The organism is Pullulanibacillus camelliae (assembly GCF_014642655.1).
In the GTDB taxonomy this organism is placed as follows: Bacteria; Bacillota; Bacilli; order Bacillales; family Sporolactobacillaceae; genus Pullulanibacillus; species Pullulanibacillus camelliae.
In genome coordinates this window covers 142,270-161,269 of record NZ_BMIR01000005.1, presented here as the reverse complement: position 1 = coordinate 161,269, position 19,000 = coordinate 142,270, and the positions used below count along the sequence as shown (strand labels likewise).

General features: G+C 42.5%; 16 protein-coding genes and 1 riboswitch. Of the genes, 3 read left to right on the top strand and 13 right to left on the bottom strand.

Going from position 1 to position 19,000, the window contains the following annotated elements; genetic code table 11:
* Positions 1–107: 107 nt before the first annotated feature.
* The 3 genes from IEW82_RS07360 to IEW82_RS07350 all read right to left on the bottom strand — a co-directional run bounded on the left by IEW82_RS07360 (position 108) and on the right by IEW82_RS07350 (position 3,492).
* On the bottom strand, positions 108–1,577 hold the full coding sequence (locus IEW82_RS07360; RefSeq protein ID WP_188691552.1) for a flavin monoamine oxidase family protein: 1,470 nt from the start codon (positions 1,575–1,577) through the stop codon (positions 108–110).
* 102 nt (positions 1,578–1,679) lie between these two features.
* On the bottom strand, positions 1,680–2,354 hold the full coding sequence (locus IEW82_RS07355) for a TlpA family protein disulfide reductase (RefSeq protein WP_188691548.1): 675 nt from the start codon (positions 2,352–2,354) through the stop codon (positions 1,680–1,682).
* Positions 2,355–2,934: 580 nt separating this feature from the next.
* The gene (locus tag IEW82_RS07350) at positions 2,935–3,492 is read right to left on the bottom strand and encodes a beta-class carbonic anhydrase (RefSeq protein ID WP_188691545.1); all 558 of its coding nucleotides are present in this window, start codon (positions 3,490–3,492) and stop codon (positions 2,935–2,937) included.
* Between the two features lie 295 nt (positions 3,493–3,787).
* Here IEW82_RS07350 and IEW82_RS07345 point away from each other — a divergent pair, with 295 nt between their 5' ends.
* On the top strand, positions 3,788–5,413 hold the full coding sequence (locus IEW82_RS07345; protein ID WP_188691542.1) for a catalase: 1,626 nt from the start codon (positions 3,788–3,790) through the stop codon (positions 5,411–5,413).
* 508 nt (positions 5,414–5,921) lie between these two features.
* Here the strand turns inward: IEW82_RS07345 and IEW82_RS07340 are convergent.
* The 8 genes from IEW82_RS07340 to mmgD form a co-directional block, all read right to left on the bottom strand.
* Positions 5,922–7,367: a catalase gene (locus tag IEW82_RS07340; RefSeq protein ID WP_188691539.1), complete on the bottom strand. Its 1,446-nt coding sequence runs from the start codon at positions 7,365–7,367 to the stop codon at positions 5,922–5,924.
* Between the two features lie 95 nt (positions 7,368–7,462).
* On the bottom strand, positions 7,463–7,852 hold the full coding sequence (locus IEW82_RS07335; RefSeq protein ID WP_188691536.1) for a Fur family transcriptional regulator: 390 nt from the start codon (positions 7,850–7,852) through the stop codon (positions 7,463–7,465).
* Positions 7,853–8,406: 554 nt separating this feature from the next.
* Positions 8,407–8,976: an LOG family protein gene (locus IEW82_RS07330; protein ID WP_188691533.1), complete on the bottom strand. Its 570-nt coding sequence runs from the start codon at positions 8,974–8,976 to the stop codon at positions 8,407–8,409.
* Between the two features lie 125 nt (positions 8,977–9,101).
* The gene (gene metC / locus IEW82_RS07325) at positions 9,102–10,274 is read right to left on the bottom strand and encodes a cystathionine beta-lyase (protein WP_188691530.1); all 1,173 of its coding nucleotides are present in this window, start codon (positions 10,272–10,274) and stop codon (positions 9,102–9,104) included.
* 107 nt (positions 10,275–10,381) lie between these two features.
* A riboswitch (SAM riboswitch) is annotated at positions 10,382–10,485 on the bottom strand.
* Positions 10,486–10,552: 67 nt separating this feature from the next.
* Positions 10,553–11,014 carry a YrvL family regulatory protein gene (locus tag IEW82_RS07320; protein ID WP_188691528.1) on the bottom strand — a complete coding sequence of 154 codons (462 nt, stop codon included), beginning with the start codon at positions 11,012–11,014 and terminating at the stop codon, positions 10,553–10,555.
* Between the two features lie 605 nt (positions 11,015–11,619).
* Positions 11,620–12,543: a methylisocitrate lyase gene (gene prpB / locus IEW82_RS07315; protein WP_188691525.1), complete on the bottom strand. Its 924-nt coding sequence runs from the start codon at positions 12,541–12,543 to the stop codon at positions 11,620–11,622.
* Between the two features lie 16 nt (positions 12,544–12,559).
* Positions 12,560–13,996 (bottom strand): bifunctional 2-methylcitrate dehydratase/aconitate hydratase, encoded by a 1,437-nt coding sequence (locus tag IEW82_RS07310; protein ID WP_188691522.1) that lies wholly within the window; start codon positions 13,994–13,996, stop codon positions 12,560–12,562.
* 22 nt (positions 13,997–14,018) lie between these two features.
* Positions 14,019–15,134 (bottom strand): citrate synthase, encoded by a 1,116-nt coding sequence (mmgD, locus tag IEW82_RS07305; protein ID WP_188691518.1) that lies wholly within the window; start codon positions 15,132–15,134, stop codon positions 14,019–14,021.
* A gap of 641 nt (positions 15,135–15,775) precedes the next feature.
* Here mmgD and IEW82_RS07300 point away from each other — a divergent pair.
* Positions 15,776–16,213 (top strand): DUF1641 domain-containing protein, encoded by a 438-nt coding sequence (locus tag IEW82_RS07300; RefSeq protein WP_188691515.1) that lies wholly within the window; start codon positions 15,776–15,778, stop codon positions 16,211–16,213.
* A gap of 96 nt (positions 16,214–16,309) precedes the next feature.
* Positions 16,310–17,491, top strand: a complete 1,182-nt coding sequence (locus tag IEW82_RS07295) for an NAD(P)/FAD-dependent oxidoreductase (protein WP_188691512.1) — start codon at positions 16,310–16,312, stop codon at positions 17,489–17,491.
* Positions 17,492–17,554: 63 nt separating this feature from the next.
* Here the strand turns inward: IEW82_RS07295 and IEW82_RS07290 are convergent, their stop codons facing one another.
* Both IEW82_RS07290 and IEW82_RS07285 read right to left on the bottom strand, forming a co-directional pair.
* Positions 17,555–18,277, bottom strand: coding sequence for an amino acid ABC transporter ATP-binding protein (locus IEW82_RS07290; RefSeq protein WP_188691510.1), 723 nt, complete (start codon positions 18,275–18,277; stop codon positions 17,555–17,557).
* A complete protein-coding gene (locus IEW82_RS07285; protein ID WP_188691507.1) occupies positions 18,264–18,932 on the bottom strand; it encodes an amino acid ABC transporter permease in 669 nt (222 codons plus the stop codon). Before IEW82_RS07285 ends, IEW82_RS07290 begins: the two co-directional genes overlap by 14 nt.
* Between the last annotated feature and the right edge of the window lie 68 nt (positions 18,933–19,000).

Here is a 19,000-nt window from a genome sequence, read left to right as displayed (position 1 = left end):
ATAGAAGGCTTGACCTCTGTCTTTGTCGCCTTCAAGCTAAGTTCGGGTAGCTTTGCTCGCCAAGCTAATATGTAGGGAGCGGTGGCAGGCAGCCCCCCCTCCAAAAACTAGTCCTTCTCATGAATTTCTAAAGCCGTCCTTATGCCCGATTCAACCGCTCCCTCTATCCAAGCAGGATGACTGGAGGCATGTTCACCGGCAAAATGAATATGTTGTTCCGGCTGTGTACATGCCTTTCCAAACCGAAGACGGTTGCCGGGTTGATAAGCAGAAAACCCACCTGCTGCCCAAGGATCTTGAAGCCAGCTATAACTGGCACCTGTGACAAATAAGTCATAGATTTTATGTCCATGCAATTGTGCGAGATTGTCTAATGCCAGTCTTATTCTTTCTTTCTCATCAAGCCCTTCCCAAGGCAAGGTGTCATTCTCCCATGTATAGCTTGCTAAAATTACACCGTGTTTTGTCCCAGGTATAGAATGACTTGGATAATAGGTAAAGCGAATGGGTAAATCGCTCACCGCCTTTCCACCCTCTAATCCTTCTTTCTCCCAGAAGCGCTCTTTAAATTCAATCGCAATTTTCATCGCCGCACCATAATGAACGGATTGGATGACCTTCCATTTTTCATAAGAAAACAAATGGCGAGGCGTGATATTAATGAATTGTAAAACCGGTAGCGGAACCGTCATCACAACGTCATTACAAGCTAAGGTCGTCGTCTCGCCACCATCAGTGGACGTCATCGAAACAAAAACCTTTTCACCGTCCATCGCAATACGGACCACTCTTTTATTAAGAAGTAACGAGGCGTCAAGCTCCGGCAAAAAGCATTGTGGAAGTCGATCATTGCCCCCTTCAATTTCATAAAACACGCCGGGGTTAATGCAGATGAGCATCAGATATTGATTAAAAATTTCTAAGAAGGAAAGCGTTGAAAAGGCTTCAACATCCAAAAGCACTTCAATCATATCTAATGCCCCTTGTGAGAGGTGAACATTGAATGGATTATGCCTTAAATAATCCATTACAGAATAGCTATCAAACTGTTTAATGAGTTGATCCAATGAGTCCTGTGACGTTTCAATTTGCTGCAGCAATGGCGATAAAGCATTTTGAAGCAGTTCAGTAGCAGTTTGTTGTTGCTCTTGCGGGGTAACTGGGAAGTTTAAAATAGCGGGGTGACGCTTGTAGTGTTTATAACGTGTTTTAATACCGTTAACAAATAAAAGGTCATTATCCGATCCATTGATAAATTCATTTAATGGCAGAGAAAACTTCTTAATATATTCCAATGTTAACTTGTGATTCTCGGAGATTCTCATTGCGCCCATGTCCATATACAAGCCCGAGGTAAAAGGCGAGCGCATTGTAAAGACACGCCCCCCTACCCTCGTTCTAGCCTCTATCAATGTAACCTGATGACCCGCTTTTTTTAGAAGAGAGCTCGTAACCAGTCCAGCAATTCCAGCCCCAATGACAATGACTTTTTTGGGATGCTGTGCTGGTTTCAACCCTTGACGAATGATGTTTAAATACCACTTAGTAGTCTCTATATTTTGAAGCAGGTTGATCATGTTTTATCCCCCATGAAATTTATTAGGAAAACTTCTACCCGCTTCATTTTATTCATTTATTTTCCATTTATAATTTGTCTTATCAAGGGACTTAGCCTAATTTTAAATATGGTTCTTAAGCCAATTGGCAGAGACCGGTCCAATATGGACTTGATCGATATTCCCTTGCTTGTCAATGATAATTGTTGTTGGGATCATGGATACCCCAAACTGCGACTTGAATTGCTTATCTTTATCTAACAGAATGGTGAATGGCACATGGTAATGATTAGCAAAGGCTTCCACATCCTTTTTACCATTCATCTCATAGTAGAAGGCATCCACTTGAAACATGACAAAATCAGCATGGGACGCTTGATTATAAAAATCTACAAGATCAGTGGTTTCTCCTTTACAAGGATCACACCATGAACCGAAATAATTTAACACCACGGTTTTGCCTTTATAATCAGACAAATTAATGTGCTCACCGTTTAGACTTTCCATTTCAACAGAAGGTACGGAATCACCGACAGCCAAAGCCGTTGCCCCTTCTTGCCCATTTGCAGCAACCGCAGGTGGATTATGTGACGGTGTAGCCTGCGCATCGCTTTTGTCATCTTCATTTGACTTCGTCTTTTTATCTAACGAGGCGACTTTCTGTTTGACCTCCTTATCAATCTCGTTAACCTGTTGTTTTTGCGAAGGGAAAGGAGCTTCGTTTGGAAAAGCAAAGACTTTCATTACACAAAAAAGAACAGCAACACAACAAAAACCGATCAACATTCGATTGAGCATGATGGACTTCATCCTCCTAAGCAATTCTAAATCATCGTGCTTAGTTTATTTATATGAAAGGTTGTCCTAAGATAGAATGTGGGAATCTTTACTTCCTCATCCTAACGGTTAACCCGATTGGATATAGAGAACTGGGCAAAGAGCATACCCGTTCCTTGCTTGGTATAGAGCATCATCCAATATGAAATGGGCTTCATTGCCTGGTCAAGTGGATTGGAGCGCAAGGCGCGAGACTCCAGCGGGAACAGCGCGTGTCCGAAGATCCATTTTGGAACACAGAGAAGGCCATTCCAAAATGAGCTGAGGCCACTAAGGACGATCGGCTAAAAACATCACATCCATGTGATAACACCGAAGCGAGCAACTCAAGGCCCCCCCAAAAAAAAGTAAAGAACACTTTTCGGGGACCTCGATGGTGCGTCTAACGCCGACCCTACCCATATCGTGTGGATATGAGGAAAGCGAGCTGACTGGAGCGGAATCGCGCACCGTCCTCATGACCAGAAATTTTATACTTTCTTTTCTTTCAAAAAAGGCTCTCTTAAGTTTTTAAACTTAAGAGAGCCTTGTGTTTTATCATTCACACCTCTTGTTGATCTAAAGAAACGACATCTAATTTGCCTGTTTCAGGAGAAATAACAAGTCCATGAACTAAAATGTTTTCTGGAAGTAAAGGATGATGTCTTACAATGTCAACGCTTTGTGCGACGCTTTCCTCTACAGATTCAAACCCCGATAGCCAGTGACCGAGTTCCTCTGGGGATTTACTAAGTGTTGAAGCTTTTACCCCTCTTTTTTCAGCATTTTCTAATACGGTTTTTCCATGAAGACCGTCCATTCCACAGCCATGATGACCAATGATCAGGACTTCCTCTACTGTGAGCTGATAAATCGCAACCAAAAGGCTTTTCATCACGCTATCATAAGGGTCGCGAATGATAGCTCCAGCTGTTTTGATCACTTTAGCATCCCCATTTTTGATATTCAAAGCTTGAGGGAGCAGCTCGATCAAGCGGGAATCCATACATGTCACAATCCCCAGCTTCTTCTTTGGTAAAACATTCGCCAAATACGGCTCATAGCCTTTATTATTAACAAATTGCTCATTGAATTTTAGAATGTCTTCAACTACTGCCACGACTATCACCTTTTTCTCATTTATATATAAGGTTATCGAAGCAATAGCTGGCTTGTCAAACAAAAACCTATCATGACAAAACAGGAAGTTGATGGAAGGATGCTTTGCGTGTTCCGCGTTTCTCAGTCCTCTTCCATGTATTTTTAGGCAAGCACATCAATCATGTCTGGAATCCGCTCTTTTCCTACGACAAGAGCCAGCCTTGATCACCTCTCTGGAATTCCTACCTTTAAGAATAATTTAAAGGCTTTAAAGCATAATATGGGTAGTTTTTCCCATAAACAAGGAGGTTAATATGAAAAAGGATAAAAAAATGTCTGGAGACACAGGAACTTCTGTAACAGGCCAAGGCGGCCCACGGGATAGCCGTTTGACTGAAAATGAAGCAGCCAATACTTTAACCACCCGCCAAGGTCACCCTATTAAAAACAACCAAAATACGCGCACAGTAGGTAATCGCGGTCCGGCAACCCTCGAAAATTATCAATTCATCGAAAAAGTCTCCCATTTCGATCGTGAGCGTATTCCAGAACGCGTCGTTCATGCACGTGGAGCCGGAGCTCATGGGTATTTTGAAACATATGGAAAGGTAGGCGATGAGCCGATTTCCAAATACACTCGAGCAAAGGTTTTTCAAGATGCCGGGAAACAGACACCCGTTTTTGTCCGTTTTTCAACAGTCATGCATGGGAATCATTCACCTGAAACACTGCGTGACCCCCGTGGTTTTGCTGTGAAGTTTTACACAGAAGAAGGCAACTGGGATTTAGTCGGCAATAACCTTAAAGTATTTTTTATTCGTGATGCCATTAAATTTCCAGATTTTGTTCATGCGTTAAAACCTGATCCCGTGACCAATATTCAAGATAATGAACGCGTGTTTGATTTCTTGAGTAACACGCCAGAAGCACTGCATATGATCACGCTAGTATTTTCGCCATGGGGTATTCCGGCGAATTACAGACAAATGCAAGGCTCTGGTGTCAATACTTATAAGTGGGTCAATAAAGACGGAGAAGCTGTGCTTGTTAAATACCATTGGGAACCGAAGCAAGGCATTAAAAACCTCACTCAAAAAGAGGCCGACGAGATTCAAAAGAACAATTTCAATCATGCAACACAAGATTTATATGAAGCCATTGAACGAGGAGATTACCCTGAGTGGGAGCTTTTCGTGCAAATTATGAGTGATGATGAACACCCTGAGCTTAATTTTGATCCTTTAGATGATACAAAAATCTGGCCAAAGGATCAATTTCCTTGGTATCCAGTTGGAAAAATGGTCCTCAATAAAAACCCAGAAAATTATTTTGCAGAAGTAGAACAAGCTGCTTTTGGAACGGGCGTTTTGGTTGACGGTCTTGACTTTTCAGATGACAAAATGCTGCAAGGACGTACCTTCTCATACTCTGATACGCAACGCTATCGTGTTGGAACCAACTATTTGCAATTACCAATCAACGCACCGAAAAAGCATGTCGCAACCAATCAACAAGGCGGTGACATGGAGTATGAAGTCGATACCGCAGGTCAATCCAATCCGCACATCAATTATGAGCCATCGAATATTGATGGGCTAAAGGAATATTCAGATAGTGACAAGGATTACACCCCTCATGTTGAAGGCAATCTTGTCCGAGAAACACTTGACAGAACCAATGATTATGAGCAAGCAGGCAACGCCTATCGCGAGCTTGATGATGTCGAACGCAACGACTTAATTTCGAATCTGGTAAGTGCTTTAGCTGATTGCCGCAGTATTATACAAGAAAAAATGATTGAGCATTTCACAAAATGCGATGAGGATTATGGCCGTCGTGTTAAAGAAGGGCTTGAAAAACACATGCTGAGTATGAAAGCTAAAGCAGAGCAAGCGGTACAAGAAGCGGAACAAAAAGGCCATAGCACCGACTCTTATTAACACATTAGCAAAAGGAGTAAACTGAAAGAACCTAGGACAAAAGTTTAGCTCATAGAGAAGTCGGACGCATTCAACCTTTCGAAGGGATGCGTTCGACTTTTTGAGTGAGTCATGAAGTGTTCCGTCAAAACACTTCGCTTTCCACTCGCACTCCTTCAGCCAACTTGGGAATAACTATTTATCTTTCCAATTGGGACCAAGCCCATAACTATCCGCAAATTTTAACAAATGCCTCAGCAAAAATAACAAATAAAACGCGAAGTGAACAAATAGAGAACAAAACCACGGGGCAAGCTTCCGAATCTAGGAGTAAGCGTCACAAAAGCGCATTTCAACTTAACAAAGGGCTAGCTCCTTTTAACAAAAGCTGTAGGCGTTTTAATACATACCATCGGTTTATCCCTAAGAATTAGCAGCAAAAGGTTATACTTCCTTATTATTTAAAAAAGTGTCGCAAAAGCTGATTCAAGCTTTTACGACACTTTTTTTCTCTTATACTCTAAAGCTATTAAGCTTTTACAGTTAACCCTAGAGCTTTTGCAACACGTTCGCCATAGTCACGATCAGCCTTTAAGAAATGACCAATTTGCCGTTGTTGAATTTCTTCTGGAACCTGCTTTAATCCCCCAATGATGTTTTGAACAAGACGTTCTTTTTCATCCTCAGACATGAGGCGATACAAATCGCCAGCTTGGGAGTAGTGATCATCAGCATCATAAGACACACTGGCAGCGACGCCTGACACTTCAAATGGTGCTGGGCTATCTGCTGGAGACTCTTTTGGCCCACCAAAGCTATTCGGTTCATAGTTTACAGAACCGCCACCGTTGCCATCAAAACGCATGACACCATCACGCTGATAGTTGTTCACTTCATTTTTGGCACGGTTAATAGGAAGCTGTTCGTAATTCCCTGTTAAACGATAACGATGAGCATCTGCATAGGCAAATAGCCGCCCCTGAAGCATTTTATCTGGTGAGGCTTCAATACCTGGTACAAAGTTGCCTGGTGAAAAAGCTGCTTGTTCCACTTCTGCAAAGTAGTTTTCTGGATTTTTATTCAGCACCATTTTACCTACTTCGATGAGTGGATAATCACTATGTGGCCAGATTTTAGTCACATCAAATGGATCGATGTGATAAGTATAAGCTTCTGCCTCAGGCATGATTTGTACATAAAGTGTCCATGAAGGGAAATTGCCATCTTCAATCGCTGCATAAAGATCGCGAGTATGGAAATCAGGATCAATTCCTGCAATCTTAGCGGCTTCTTCCGATGTCATGTTTTTGATGCCTTGGTCTGTTTTAAAATGATATTTCACAAAGAAAACTTCACCTTCAGCATTGACCCATTTATAAGTATGGCTGCCATAGCCGTTCATGTTTCTCCAAGTGGCTGGGATACCACGGTCTCCCATTAAATAGGTCACTTGGTGTAAGGATTCAGGAGATAGAGACCAGAAATCCCAAACTGCAGTTGGATCTTTTAAGTTTGTCGCCGGATTACGTTTTTGGGTATGAATGAAATCCGGGAATTTAATCGCATCTCTGATGAAGAAAATCGGTGTATTATTCCCAACAAGATCATAATTGCCTTCTTCAGTGTAAAACTTCACAGCGAATCCACGAGGATCACGTTCTGTATCAGCGGAGCCCTTTTCACCCGCCACTGTTGAAAAACGAATAAATAGCGGTGTGCGTAGACCACGATCCGATAAAAACTTCGCCTTAGTATATTTTGTCATTTCATTGGTTACTTCAAAGTAACCATGGGCACCAGATCCTTTAGCATGTACGACCCGCTCTGGGATACGTTCACGGTTAAAATGAGCGAGCTTTTCAACTAAATGAATATCCTGCAATAACGTTGGGCCACGTGAACCAGCCGTGATCGAATTTTGGTTGTCATGTACTGGTGTACCAGTGGCAGTTGTTAATTTCTTATTGTCTACCATCAGATCTATGCCTCCTAGAGTAAATATAATCCTCGAGTACTGTTAAACCATCGCTTCATCTTGTACACGCCAACGAGGCACATATATAACAGTACTCATTGCTCACGACATTGGGGACAAATCCCTTTTAAAATCACCTGATGTGATTTCACAGTATAATCTGTCTCTTTTGCGATCGCATTTAGCCATTCCTTAGTGACGTCGGTGAACACCTCATCGACTCTGCCACAAATCTGGCATTGAATGTGTTGATGCTCATCTACGTTTCCATCATAACGACTCGCGGCATCACCCAATTTAAGCTCATGCACCAGTCCCACCTCGGTGAGATAGCGCAGGGAATTATAAACCGTTCCATAGGCAAAGCTTAAATCCTTAACCTTAAGTCGTTCGATGATCTCAGCAGCCGTTGGGTGATCAGACGACTCCCGAATCACGTCATAGATGGCCTTTCGTTGGGGTGTTAGGTTAACTTTTGAGCTCAAGAGTATTCCCCCTTAGATTTTATTTTAGACTTAGTCTAAATATACGTCAATCAAAAATGCTCAATTTTAGACTTTTTTTTATAATGATTAGAGTTAAACCTGTTTTGCTACCAAACGCTTACTATTCTATAGCATCTTCTTTGCAATTGAAATAGCCAGAGATTCTCATGCTTTAAACATCTGCTAACCACTCCCCCGCGGAAAGCGAGTGTCTTCCATTGCAATCAGCCCTCAAAACTTTATGCTTTCTTATTATTTTAGAAAACTTGGCTTATAAGGTCTGCCACAAAGCTATCAATCCCGAAGTTATAAGAAAACTTGGCTTGCACCACTTCGCTGGTCCTCCTGATGTGATTTTTGCCAATCACACACTTAAGTTGTCGCCATGCTTTAATGGCGAAAGTCAAAGCCCTACTCATACTCTCTTCCTTTATGAGCGTCAGCGAAGTTATAAATCTGATAGTATAAAAAAACCACAGTTCGAATACTCTTCCTGTGGCACACCGTTATATTCCTCTAAAAGTCGTCCCTATGAATAGTTTGTCTTCTATTAATTACTGCTGTTTCTGACTCAGCTTCGGACGTTCATAATCCATCATCTTTTCAATAAGCGTTTCTGGATCCTCCTCAATAATTAAAAGCTCTAAAATATCCGCCTGAGCAAAGCCTGCCTCCACACTTGCTTCAATCATATGTAAAAAAGGACTAAAGTAGTTATTGATATTGAGGAGACCAATCGGCTTTTTGTGAATACCAATTTGTGACCAGCTAAATACTTCAATTAGTTCTTCAAAAGTGCCTAGACCACCAGGAAGTGCGACAAAGCCTTCAGCAAGCTCTCCCATTTTTGCTTTGCGCTCATGCATGGTATCCACCTCTATAAATTGCGTCAACCGCTCATGATTAATTTCTTTATTAAATAAACTTCGCGGCATCACACCAATCGCTTGACCACCTTGATTTAAAACTTCATCAGCAACAGTGCCCATTAAACCCATTTTAGAGCCTCCATAAACCAAGCGGATTCCCTTGTTGACCAGTATGCGCCCTAAGGCTTGAGCACCTTTTTTATAGCCTGAGTAACGTCCAATGTTGGAAGCTGCATAAACACAAATGCATTTCATCCCTCGATCTCCTCCTGTCCTCAAATGTTCAAAACTGAAAAAAACTAGCAGCCTACACATTCAGAGCATTCATGAGTAGGTGCTAGTTCTATTATAGGTCAAAACCTCTTTACTTAGGAGAGCTTTTATTTAGGGACTTCTAGTGATCTTTCTACAAGCGCTGCTTCAAAATCTTTAATCAGGTCTTCAGGACTTTCTAAGCCAACTGACAGCCGGAGGAGGCTGTCGGTAATTCCGCGTTTTTCCCGCTCTTCTCTAGGCATTGCTGCATGAGACATCTTTGCAGGGTAGGACAGAATCGATTCAACAGCACCTAGACTAACTGAAAACACTGGAATTTCTACCTTAGAAACAAATTGACGAACCGCCTCTTCATCCTTCAAGGTAAAGGATAAAACAGCACCACCAGAGTCCGCCTGAGCATGATGTGCTTCATACCCCGGGTGCTTCGACAACCCTGGATAATACACCTTTTCCACAGCAGAATGCTGATCAAGATAATCAGCAACTATTTGAGCAGATTCAGCAGATTGCTTCATTCTAACCTGTAGTGTTTTCAAGCCTCTTAAGACAAGCCATGAGTCCTGTACACCTAATATAGAGCCAAATGCATTTTGTAAAAAGCCAAGTTGTTCAGCAAGCTCGGCATCCTTTACCACCGCTAGACCTGCAACGACATCACTGTGACCGCCGATAAATTTGGTGGCACTGTGTAAAACAACATCTGCCCCCAGTTCTAGTGGACGCTGCAATGCCGGAGATAAAAAGGTATTATCCACAAAGGTTAAAATATGATACGCCTTGGCCAAGCCGACAATCTCTCTAATATTCGTCACCTTTAGCAAAGGATTAGAGGGCGTTTCGATATAAATCACTTTTGTATTGGGGCGAATGGCACATTCAACAGCATGAATATCTGACGTATCCACGAAGGTATGATCAATTCCCATACGCTCTAGCACCTGAGTTACCATCCGAAAGGTGCCGCCATAAACATCATCTGAGATCAATAAATGATCGCCTTGAGAGAGGAGCATCAAGGCTGTAGATATAGCCGCCATTCCCGATGCAAAGGCAAATCCTCGCGTCCCACCCTCCAATTCTGCAATGACATTTTCCAGTGCTTCCCGTGTCGGGTTCCCTGAACGGCTGTAATCATATTTCCCATAGGTATCAAAATCAAATTGATGGAAGGTTGAAGCATGCTGGATCGGCACACTCACCGCTCCGGTCTCAGGATCTACTTTATGGCTGTTGTGCAGCAGCCGCGTTTGAAAGGAATATTCTTTTTCGCTCATTTTCTTAACCTCCACTATACAAGAGGTGACGATGACATCCCTAAAAAGAAGCCAATCAAAAAATGCAGACCCTTTTGAAACAAGAGGCCTGCATGCTCTATTTGACTTTCTTATCTATCAAAGCCATCTGCTTTGCAGGATTTGGCACCTTACACATCATGCAGGTTGCCGGGCGTCACTGGGCCAGTCCCTCAGCCACTCTTGATAAGCATCTATATTTTGAATATTTACGATAGAAGAAAGATTATCATCGTTCAATTAATTTGTCAATAGGCCGATCATTTCCCTCTGATCAAGCGCGCCCGTTTCTTTTCATTAAAAACGATATTCACAACCGTTATCAATAAAACAAATTCCCACTCCGCCCATCGAATAAGCTGGATGCTGCTCATCCCCTCATCAATTTTGTGAACAACATAGAGCATGATAAGGCTATTCATCACTACTGCCAACACCCCTCTTGTCAATGATGCTTTTTTATCTTTCCACAATTTAGTCATAATCCCCTTGCTTAATATTTCAAGCAGACTATTAATGATAAGACAGAGGGCAACAAAAAGAATAAGAGACATATGAGAATCATACGTCACACCAATAAGGCTAAAAAAACCGACAATGCCGAAAAAGAAACAGCCAAAAATGATTGCCAATGCAATGCCGATAATGATGCCAATGCCAATAATCACCACTAATTTATCCCTGAATCTTAAGTTTGTAAACTTTCCATAATCGTGACTCATAGCATGACCCTTCCCGAAAAACTCTAAGAAAAACCGGGCGAAAAGCATGCCCGTTCCTTGCTTGGTATAGAGCATCAGCCAATATGAAAGAAGCTTCATTGCCTGATCAAGTGGATGGGAGCGCAAGGCGCGCGATTCGGAACACTCTAAAATCGTGTGTTCCTCGAGCGCCGCTGACTCATGATGCGGAGATTAGACTCCTGCGAGAAGTGGAGATCGGTAAGACCTTAGCAGTGCAAAGGCGCGAGGAGGCTTACCACTCCCCCGCGGAAAGCGAGCGGCCTGGAGCGGAAATCCGCACCGTCCTCATGATCAGAAATTTTATACTTTCTTTTCTTTTAGAAAACTTGGCTTGCACCCCTTCACTGGTACTCCTGATGTGATTTTTGCCAATCACACACTTAGGTTGCCCGCAAGCCTTGATGCGAAAGTCAAAGCCCGCCTTATACTCTCTTCCTTTATGAGCGTCAGCGAAGTTATACATTCTGATAGTATAAAGAAAGCTTGGCTTTTTCGCTAAAGCCCTTGATATGATAAAAGTCACATGCTAATATCCCTTGGCTACCGAAATGTATTGATAATATGGATCTATTATACAACGCATGCTACTCTTTCACATCCTCCGTCATACCTCTTAATACTGTTTTTTCAATATGCTTATCCAAACCTTCATAATCATAATGTTTAATCGTCTGATAGAGTTCTTCTCTAGTCTGCATCTCAGAGACATAGCTTCGTTGTGTCCCTTGTTCATCAATCGCTTTAAATACAGACTCATACGCCTTAGCAGCGACCCGAAGCGAGGTAACAGGATAGATGACCATACTATAACCAAATTCAGCAAATTGCTCAGCCGTATAATAAGGGGTTTTTCCAAACTCCGTCATGTTAGCCAAAAGAGGAACCTTTAGAGCGCAGCTCACTTGTTTGAATTCTTCTTTTGTCGTAAAGGCTTCTGGAAAAATCGCATCTGCTCCCGCCTCGATATACTTTTCAGCTCTTCTGATCGCTTGATCGATCCCTTCGATTGCTTTGGCATCCGTTCGAGCCACCACGATTAAAGATGGGGCAATCTCCTTCAATGTTTGGATTTTTTCCATCATTTCTTCTATGGAAACAAGCTTCTTCCCGTTTAAATGGCCACATTTTTTAGGAAGCTCTTGGTCCTCGATTTGAACGGCAGCGACTCGCGCCTCTACCATTTCCTTTGCCGTACGTGCGACATTTAAAACACCGCCATAGCCTGTATCAATATCAACTAAAACTGGAAGGTTTGTCGCCCTGATGAGTTCACTGGCGCGATCAGCGACCTCATTAGAATAAATCATACCAAGGTCTGGCAGCCCACGACTCGCGGTGTAGGCAGCTCCTGACAAATACAACGCTTTAAATCCGACTTGCTTAGCCATCAATGCTGCCAACCCATCATGTGCACCAGGAATCTTTAAAATGGCATTGTCCTTCATTAATGCCCGAAAGCGTTCGGCAAGTGTTTCCTGTGTTAAGTTTTTTTCGACAATCCAAGTCATGCTTAAACCGCTCCTTTTAAGGTGTCGTTAAAAGTGAAAGAAAGCTGGGAACAGCTGTCTCCGCCAATGTCTCTTGGTCCGTACAGCATGCATAAATCCGCTCAGCCTGCTTATTTGAAAAACGCGTGCGAACATGAGTGTAAAATTTCTCTAGCAGGAGAGGAATCCCCTCTGCTCTTCTTTGTCGATGCCCAATCGGATACTCTACAGCAATGGTTTCTGTATGTGTTCCATCATTAAAGAAGACTTGCACCGCATTGGCGATGGAACGCTTGTCAGGGTCAAGGTAATCCTTGGAATATTGTGGATGGTGGATCATTTCCATTCGGTCTCTTAATTGATCGATATAAGGATTCTGAGCAGCCTCATCTTCATAATCATCTGCCGTCAGATGCCCTTTGATTAATCCGACTGCCGTTATATATTGAATGCAATGGTCCCGATCAGCTGGATTGTTCAATTCACCCGTTTTATCAATAATACGCAACGCAGATTCATGGGTGGTTATCGTGATACGGTTAATCGCATCTAAACGATGGACCACTTGAGGATGTAATTGAATAGCGGCCTCTAATGCCGTTTGCGCATGGAATTCAGCAGGATATGCTATTTTAAATAAGACATTTTCGATAACGTACGAATCAAGTGGTCGCGCGAGAGTAATCGGCTTCCCATCAAATAAAACATCTTGAAAGCCCCAACCTGAGGCGGTTAATGCGGTTTTATAACCCATTTCCCCCTTCATTGTCATTAAGGCTAAACGTACTGCACGGCTTGCTGCATCACCAGCTGCCCAGGATTTACGTGAGCCAGTATTCGGTGCATGGCGGTACGTTCTTAGGCTGGCATTATCAATCCATGCTTGTGACAGTGCTGAAATGACATCCTCTCTAGTCCCACCTAATAAGGCTGTTGCTACAGCAGTAGAAGCCACCTTAACAAATAACACATGATCTAGTCCTTGCCGGTTCAAGCTGTTCTCAAGAGCCAATATGCCTTGGATTTCATGGGCCTTAACAATGGCTTCGAGCACGGTACTCATTTTTATGGGTGCTCTTCCCTCAGATAGATTCTTAAGACTAACATAATCGGCGACAGCAAGAATGCTTGCGAGGTTATCTGAAGGATGTCCCCACTCTGCGGCAAGCCATGTATCATTATAATCCAGCCACCGAATCATACAGCCAATATTGAAGGCAGCCTGTACCGGATCAAGCACATAAGCTGTTCCAGGGACACGCACACCATTCGGGACTACCGTACCCGGAATAATGGGGCCAAGATGCTTTGTGCATTCAGGATAACGCAGAGCCAGAAATCCACACCCTAGAGTATCCATTAACACATAGCGGGCCGTCTCCAGCGCTTCTTCACTTGTAATTTTCTTATAGACTACATAGTCTGCGATCTCTTCAAGTACATGATCGACTTCATTGTGTTTTATTTTATCCATCCAGTTCATTCCTTTCTTGACATCATGGGTGAAGGCCGCGTGGCCCAGTATAATTTACTCTTGGTCGAAAGAGACGATTATTTTTATGCTGTTCAATGACATGGGCAGCAAGCCCCGCCGTCCGCGCGGCAAAGAATACTGGGGTGTAGAGCTCAATCGGAATCCCCAACAAATAATAAACAGGAGCTGCATAGTAATCTAAATTGGGATATAACCCTTTCTCATTCGCCATTACTTCTTCCCCAGCAATACACATATCCAATAAACGATAATCTTGTCTTTCATCCGATAAGCGTTTAAGAGCGCGCTTCATCAGGCTTGCCCTCGGGTCCATTTTCCTCATATAAACCCTATGCCCGAATCCCATGATTCTTTCTTTGCTCTGCAACTTTTCATAGAGTAGTTTTCTGAAGTTCTCTAATGTACCCGCTTCCAAAAGCATCATCATCACAGCCTCGTTTGCTCCGCCATGCAAATGTCCTTTTAATGAAGAGACGGCTCCAGTTAGCGCGCCGTATATGTCAGCCTGTGTGGAAGCAATGACCCGTGCCGTGAAAGTGGAATTAGGCATCTCATGTTCACTGTAAGCAACAAGCGACTGGTCAAATACCTCCGACTCCAAATCCCCATGATACTTACCAGTCATCATATATAAAAAATTACTGCTAAATGACAAGGAGACATCAGGTGCTAGTGGCGTTTTATCATGAAGGAGATGATAGCTATTGGCGACGATCGTAGGTATCTTTGCAAGCAATCGATAGGCCTTTTCACGATTTCCTTCTGGTGTGCGTTCCTCAAGAATCGGGTCAAAGCCACTCAATGCTGACATCCCCGTTCGCAGCGCATCCATTGGATGAGTCTCCTTAGGTAGCGCTTTAAGAATCGACAAAATGGCTTTTGGTAGCCCATAATCGTTTTTTAAGCGCTCCTCCAATATTTTTTTGTAAGTGTCACTTGGCAGCTGATCTTCTAATAATAACGCGACAACATCCAAATAGCCCTTCTTTTCAGCAAGTTCAATAAGATCATAACCTTTAATAACAATTTCTTCTGCTTCTACATCTAGGTAGGATACTTCAGTTTCTGATGCAATAACACCTTCAAGACCTGGTTTATAGGTGCCTTGGATATCCATCCATCATTCCTCCCTAATGAAAGTGCTTACAATTTTATTTTAGCATTTGCCTTCCATAATCCCAACTGTTTTCTTAACCGAACCTGTTGTAGTCCAATTCGTCTTTTACATTCCTCTGGGTTTTAAAAGGAAATACCGGAGGGCACTATGTTGACTTTCTTTGCAACCTGGATCTATTGCCCAAACCTTACTCCCACGTTCGCACAATATCACTCTCATGATCTTTACTAAAATTTTATTTTTGATATATTTTGCATGTAATTCTAATTAAAAAGTGGTATTCTATAATAGGAAAACAAAGAGGGTATGAGTGAAGGATTGAGTGGTCTTATTGTGCATTTTTTCACTTATTAACAGAAAGCATCACTCGTTCTGCTTATTCTTTCTAATTCATTACAGTAACTCTTATTTCACTGTACTTATTCTAACAGTTTTAAGGCATAAAATAGGAAGTACGGAGGGAAAAGTAATGACGACAAATGTCTGTTACTGGCAGTGAAATAAGAAGACACAGTCACAGATCCGCTCGAGAACTCATGAATTCATTATCGTATCCTAGAATGCATTGGCCTACATAATCAGGTCGTTTTCAAAGTTTTACCCGTGGAAAACGGAATCGTCTAAGAAAAGGAGATATCGGCATGTCAGAAACTAACCAAAACGCTTCTGAAAACCAAAACAGCACTCCAGCTTCAAGAGTCGAACAACTTGATGTTCTTGATCAACTTCTCAAGCCAGAAGTTCAAGAATCTTTAACGACTCTTGTGGAAAGCTTACCAAAATTAACCGAAGTGGTAACGCTTCTTACAAAGTCATATGACTTTTTCCAATCAGTTGCGACTGATGAAGTGCTTATCAATGACTTTAAAGGTGGATTTCAGGAATTTCTTAAACCTATTGAACACAAAGCTAAGGATCTTGCAGCGACAGCTATTGAAGCAAAGGATGCCGCTGAGCAAAGCCATGAAACCATCGGACTATTTGGCTTGCTTCGTCTGCTAAAAGACCCTCAGATCCAAAAATTATTCCGATTTGTTCAGGCTTACCTAAGAATTTCTGCTGAAAAAGAAAATAATTAAGCAAGAAGTAGCGTTAAATAGGTTGCATTATTAAAATCGAAGGACTTAAGAAAAACTTATAGTCCTTTCTCATTGAATCACGGACGGAGGATGATTATGTCAAAACATATTGTTATATTGGGTGCCGGCTATGGCGGCTTGCTCAGTGCATTGACAGTACGTAAACACTTAGATGTTGATGATGCCTATGTAACCGTCGTAAATCGCGACGCTTCACATCAAATTATTACCGAGCTTCATCGCCTCGCAGTAGGCAATGTTTCAGAACAAGCAGTTGCTTTACCCCTTGAGAAATTACTGCGCGGCAAAAACATTGATCTTAAAATTGCTGAGGTAAAAGAAATCTCACCAGATAACAACGAGGTAGCCCTTTCAGACGGCAGTAAAATCGGATATGATGCTCTCGTTGTGGCACTTGGTAGTGAAACAGCGTTCTTTGGCATTCCTGGATTACAGGAAAATGGCTTTACGCTTAAATCTGTTGCCGATGCCAATCATATTCGTGAATTTGTGGAAGCACGTGTGCGCGAATACGCTAAAACCAAAAACAAGGTTGATGCCAATTTTGTCGTTGGTGGTGGCGGTTTAACAGGTATCGAATTAGTCGGTGAATTTGCTGACTGGATGCCTGCCCTCACCAAAAAATATGGCGTCGATCCTAAAGACATTTCACTTTATTGTGTTGAAGCTGCTCCAACTATTCTTCCTGGCTTTCCAGAAGAGCTCATCGAACGCGCGACAACAAGTCTTGAAAACCGCGGCGTCACCTTCGTCACTGGCGTTCCAGCCACCAAATACGAGGATAACGTCGTAGAATTAAAAGACGGTCAAACCATTGAAACAAAAACGATGATTTGGACAGGCGGCGTCCAAGGCAATAGCGTTGTCGCCAATTCGGGAATTGAGGTCAATCGCGGCCGCGCTACGGTTAACGAATATCTCCAATCCACATCACACAAAAATGTTTTTGTTGCTGGAGATAGTGCAGTGGTCTTTGCACCTGGCGCTGAGCGTCCATTCCCACCAACAGCTCAAATCTCATGGCAAATGGGTGAGCTGATTGGATACAACCTTTTCGCTTACTTAAAAGAGGGTGCAATGAGCGAATTTTCCCCTATCTTCTCTGGAACATTAGGAAGCTTAGGACGTAAAGACGCCATTGCAACCATCGGCGGTAACAAAACACAGCTTAAAGGCATGCCAGCTTCATTAATGAAGGAAGCCAGTAATCTGCGTTACTTGGCCCACATCAATGGTCTCTTTACGCTCGCTTATTAATTTTAATGCGTCATAAAAAAGCTCCCGGCAATTTGTGCCGAGAGCTTTTTTGCTGCTTCATGTTTATAATATTTTTGCTAGAAAGCTTTTTGTTCTTTCTTCTTGGGCATTTGTAAAAATGTCTGAAGGTGTGCCCTCCTCCACGATGTAGCCGTCATCCATAAAGATTACTCGGTCTCCCATCTCCCGGGCAAATCCCATTTCATGGGTCACGACAACCATCGTCATGCCTTCACGAGCCAGATCCTTCATAACCTGGAGCACCTCGCCAACCATCTCTGGGTCTAGAGCAGAGGTTGGCTCATCAAAAAGCATGACCTTCGGCTTCATGGCTAAAGCGCGCGCAATAGCCACACGTTGCTGTTGTCCCCCTGACAATTCATCAGGATAATTGTTTTCTTTTCCAGTTAATCCAACTTTTTTTAATAGCTCCCGGGCCGCCGCGTTACTTTCTTCTTTTGACTGTTTTAATACTTTCCGCGGGCCAATCGTAATGTTTTCTAATATCGATAAGTGTTTAAACAAATTAAATTGCTGAAAGACCATGCCAACATTTTGTTGAAGCTCATGGAGCTTCGTCTTCGGATTCGTCAGTTCCATACCAGCAATCTCAATCACACCGCTTGTGGCTTTTTCCAGACCATTTAAACAGCGCAGAAAAGTACTTTTGCCACTTCCTGATGGGCCAATAACGACGACGACTTCTTGTTCTTCCACATGGTTTGAAATGCCTTTGAGTACTTCATTTTCCCCGAATGATTTATGAAGATCTTTAACGCTTATCAACCTGGAGCCTCCTCTCTAAATATGCTGCAACTTTGGACACTATAAATATTACAATAAAATAGAGTAGAGCAACAACTGACCAAATTTGGAACCCAGCATAAGTCGCCGCGATGACAATTTCACCTTTGTATACTAAGTCCACAACGCTGACAGGTGCAAGCAATGACGTATCTTTTATCGTTTGCGCTGCCTGGTTGACCAATGGTGGAATCATGCGCTTGAAGGCTTGTGGAAGTACGATATAGCGCATCGTCTGGAAACCAGTCATGCCAATGCTGGCTGCTGCTTCCTTTTGACCACGATCCACCCCTTGGATGCCTGCACGAATAATTTCAGTAACATAAGCCCCTTCATTTAGTGCAAGCGTCAGAGCAGCAGCAAGAATCGGATAGTTTCTTGGACCAAACCATTCATTAAGCGGAATCACGCCTGGCAACCCTAGGACAATAAAAAAGAGTTGAACAAGCAAAGGCGTTGAGCGAAAAATTTCTACATATACTGTTGATACACCACGTAAAATCCAAATTTTAGAAATGCGCATAAGTGCAAAAATCAATCCAAATATGATCATTAAAACAATAGCGACTGCTGAATATTCTAATGTTAATCCAAGTCCTTGTAATAAAACGGGAAGATTATCTACAATAACCTGCAAAATTCAACGCTCCTTTTGAAAAAATTAGCGTAGCACATTGTGCTACGCCAGCAGAGAATCGCTTATTG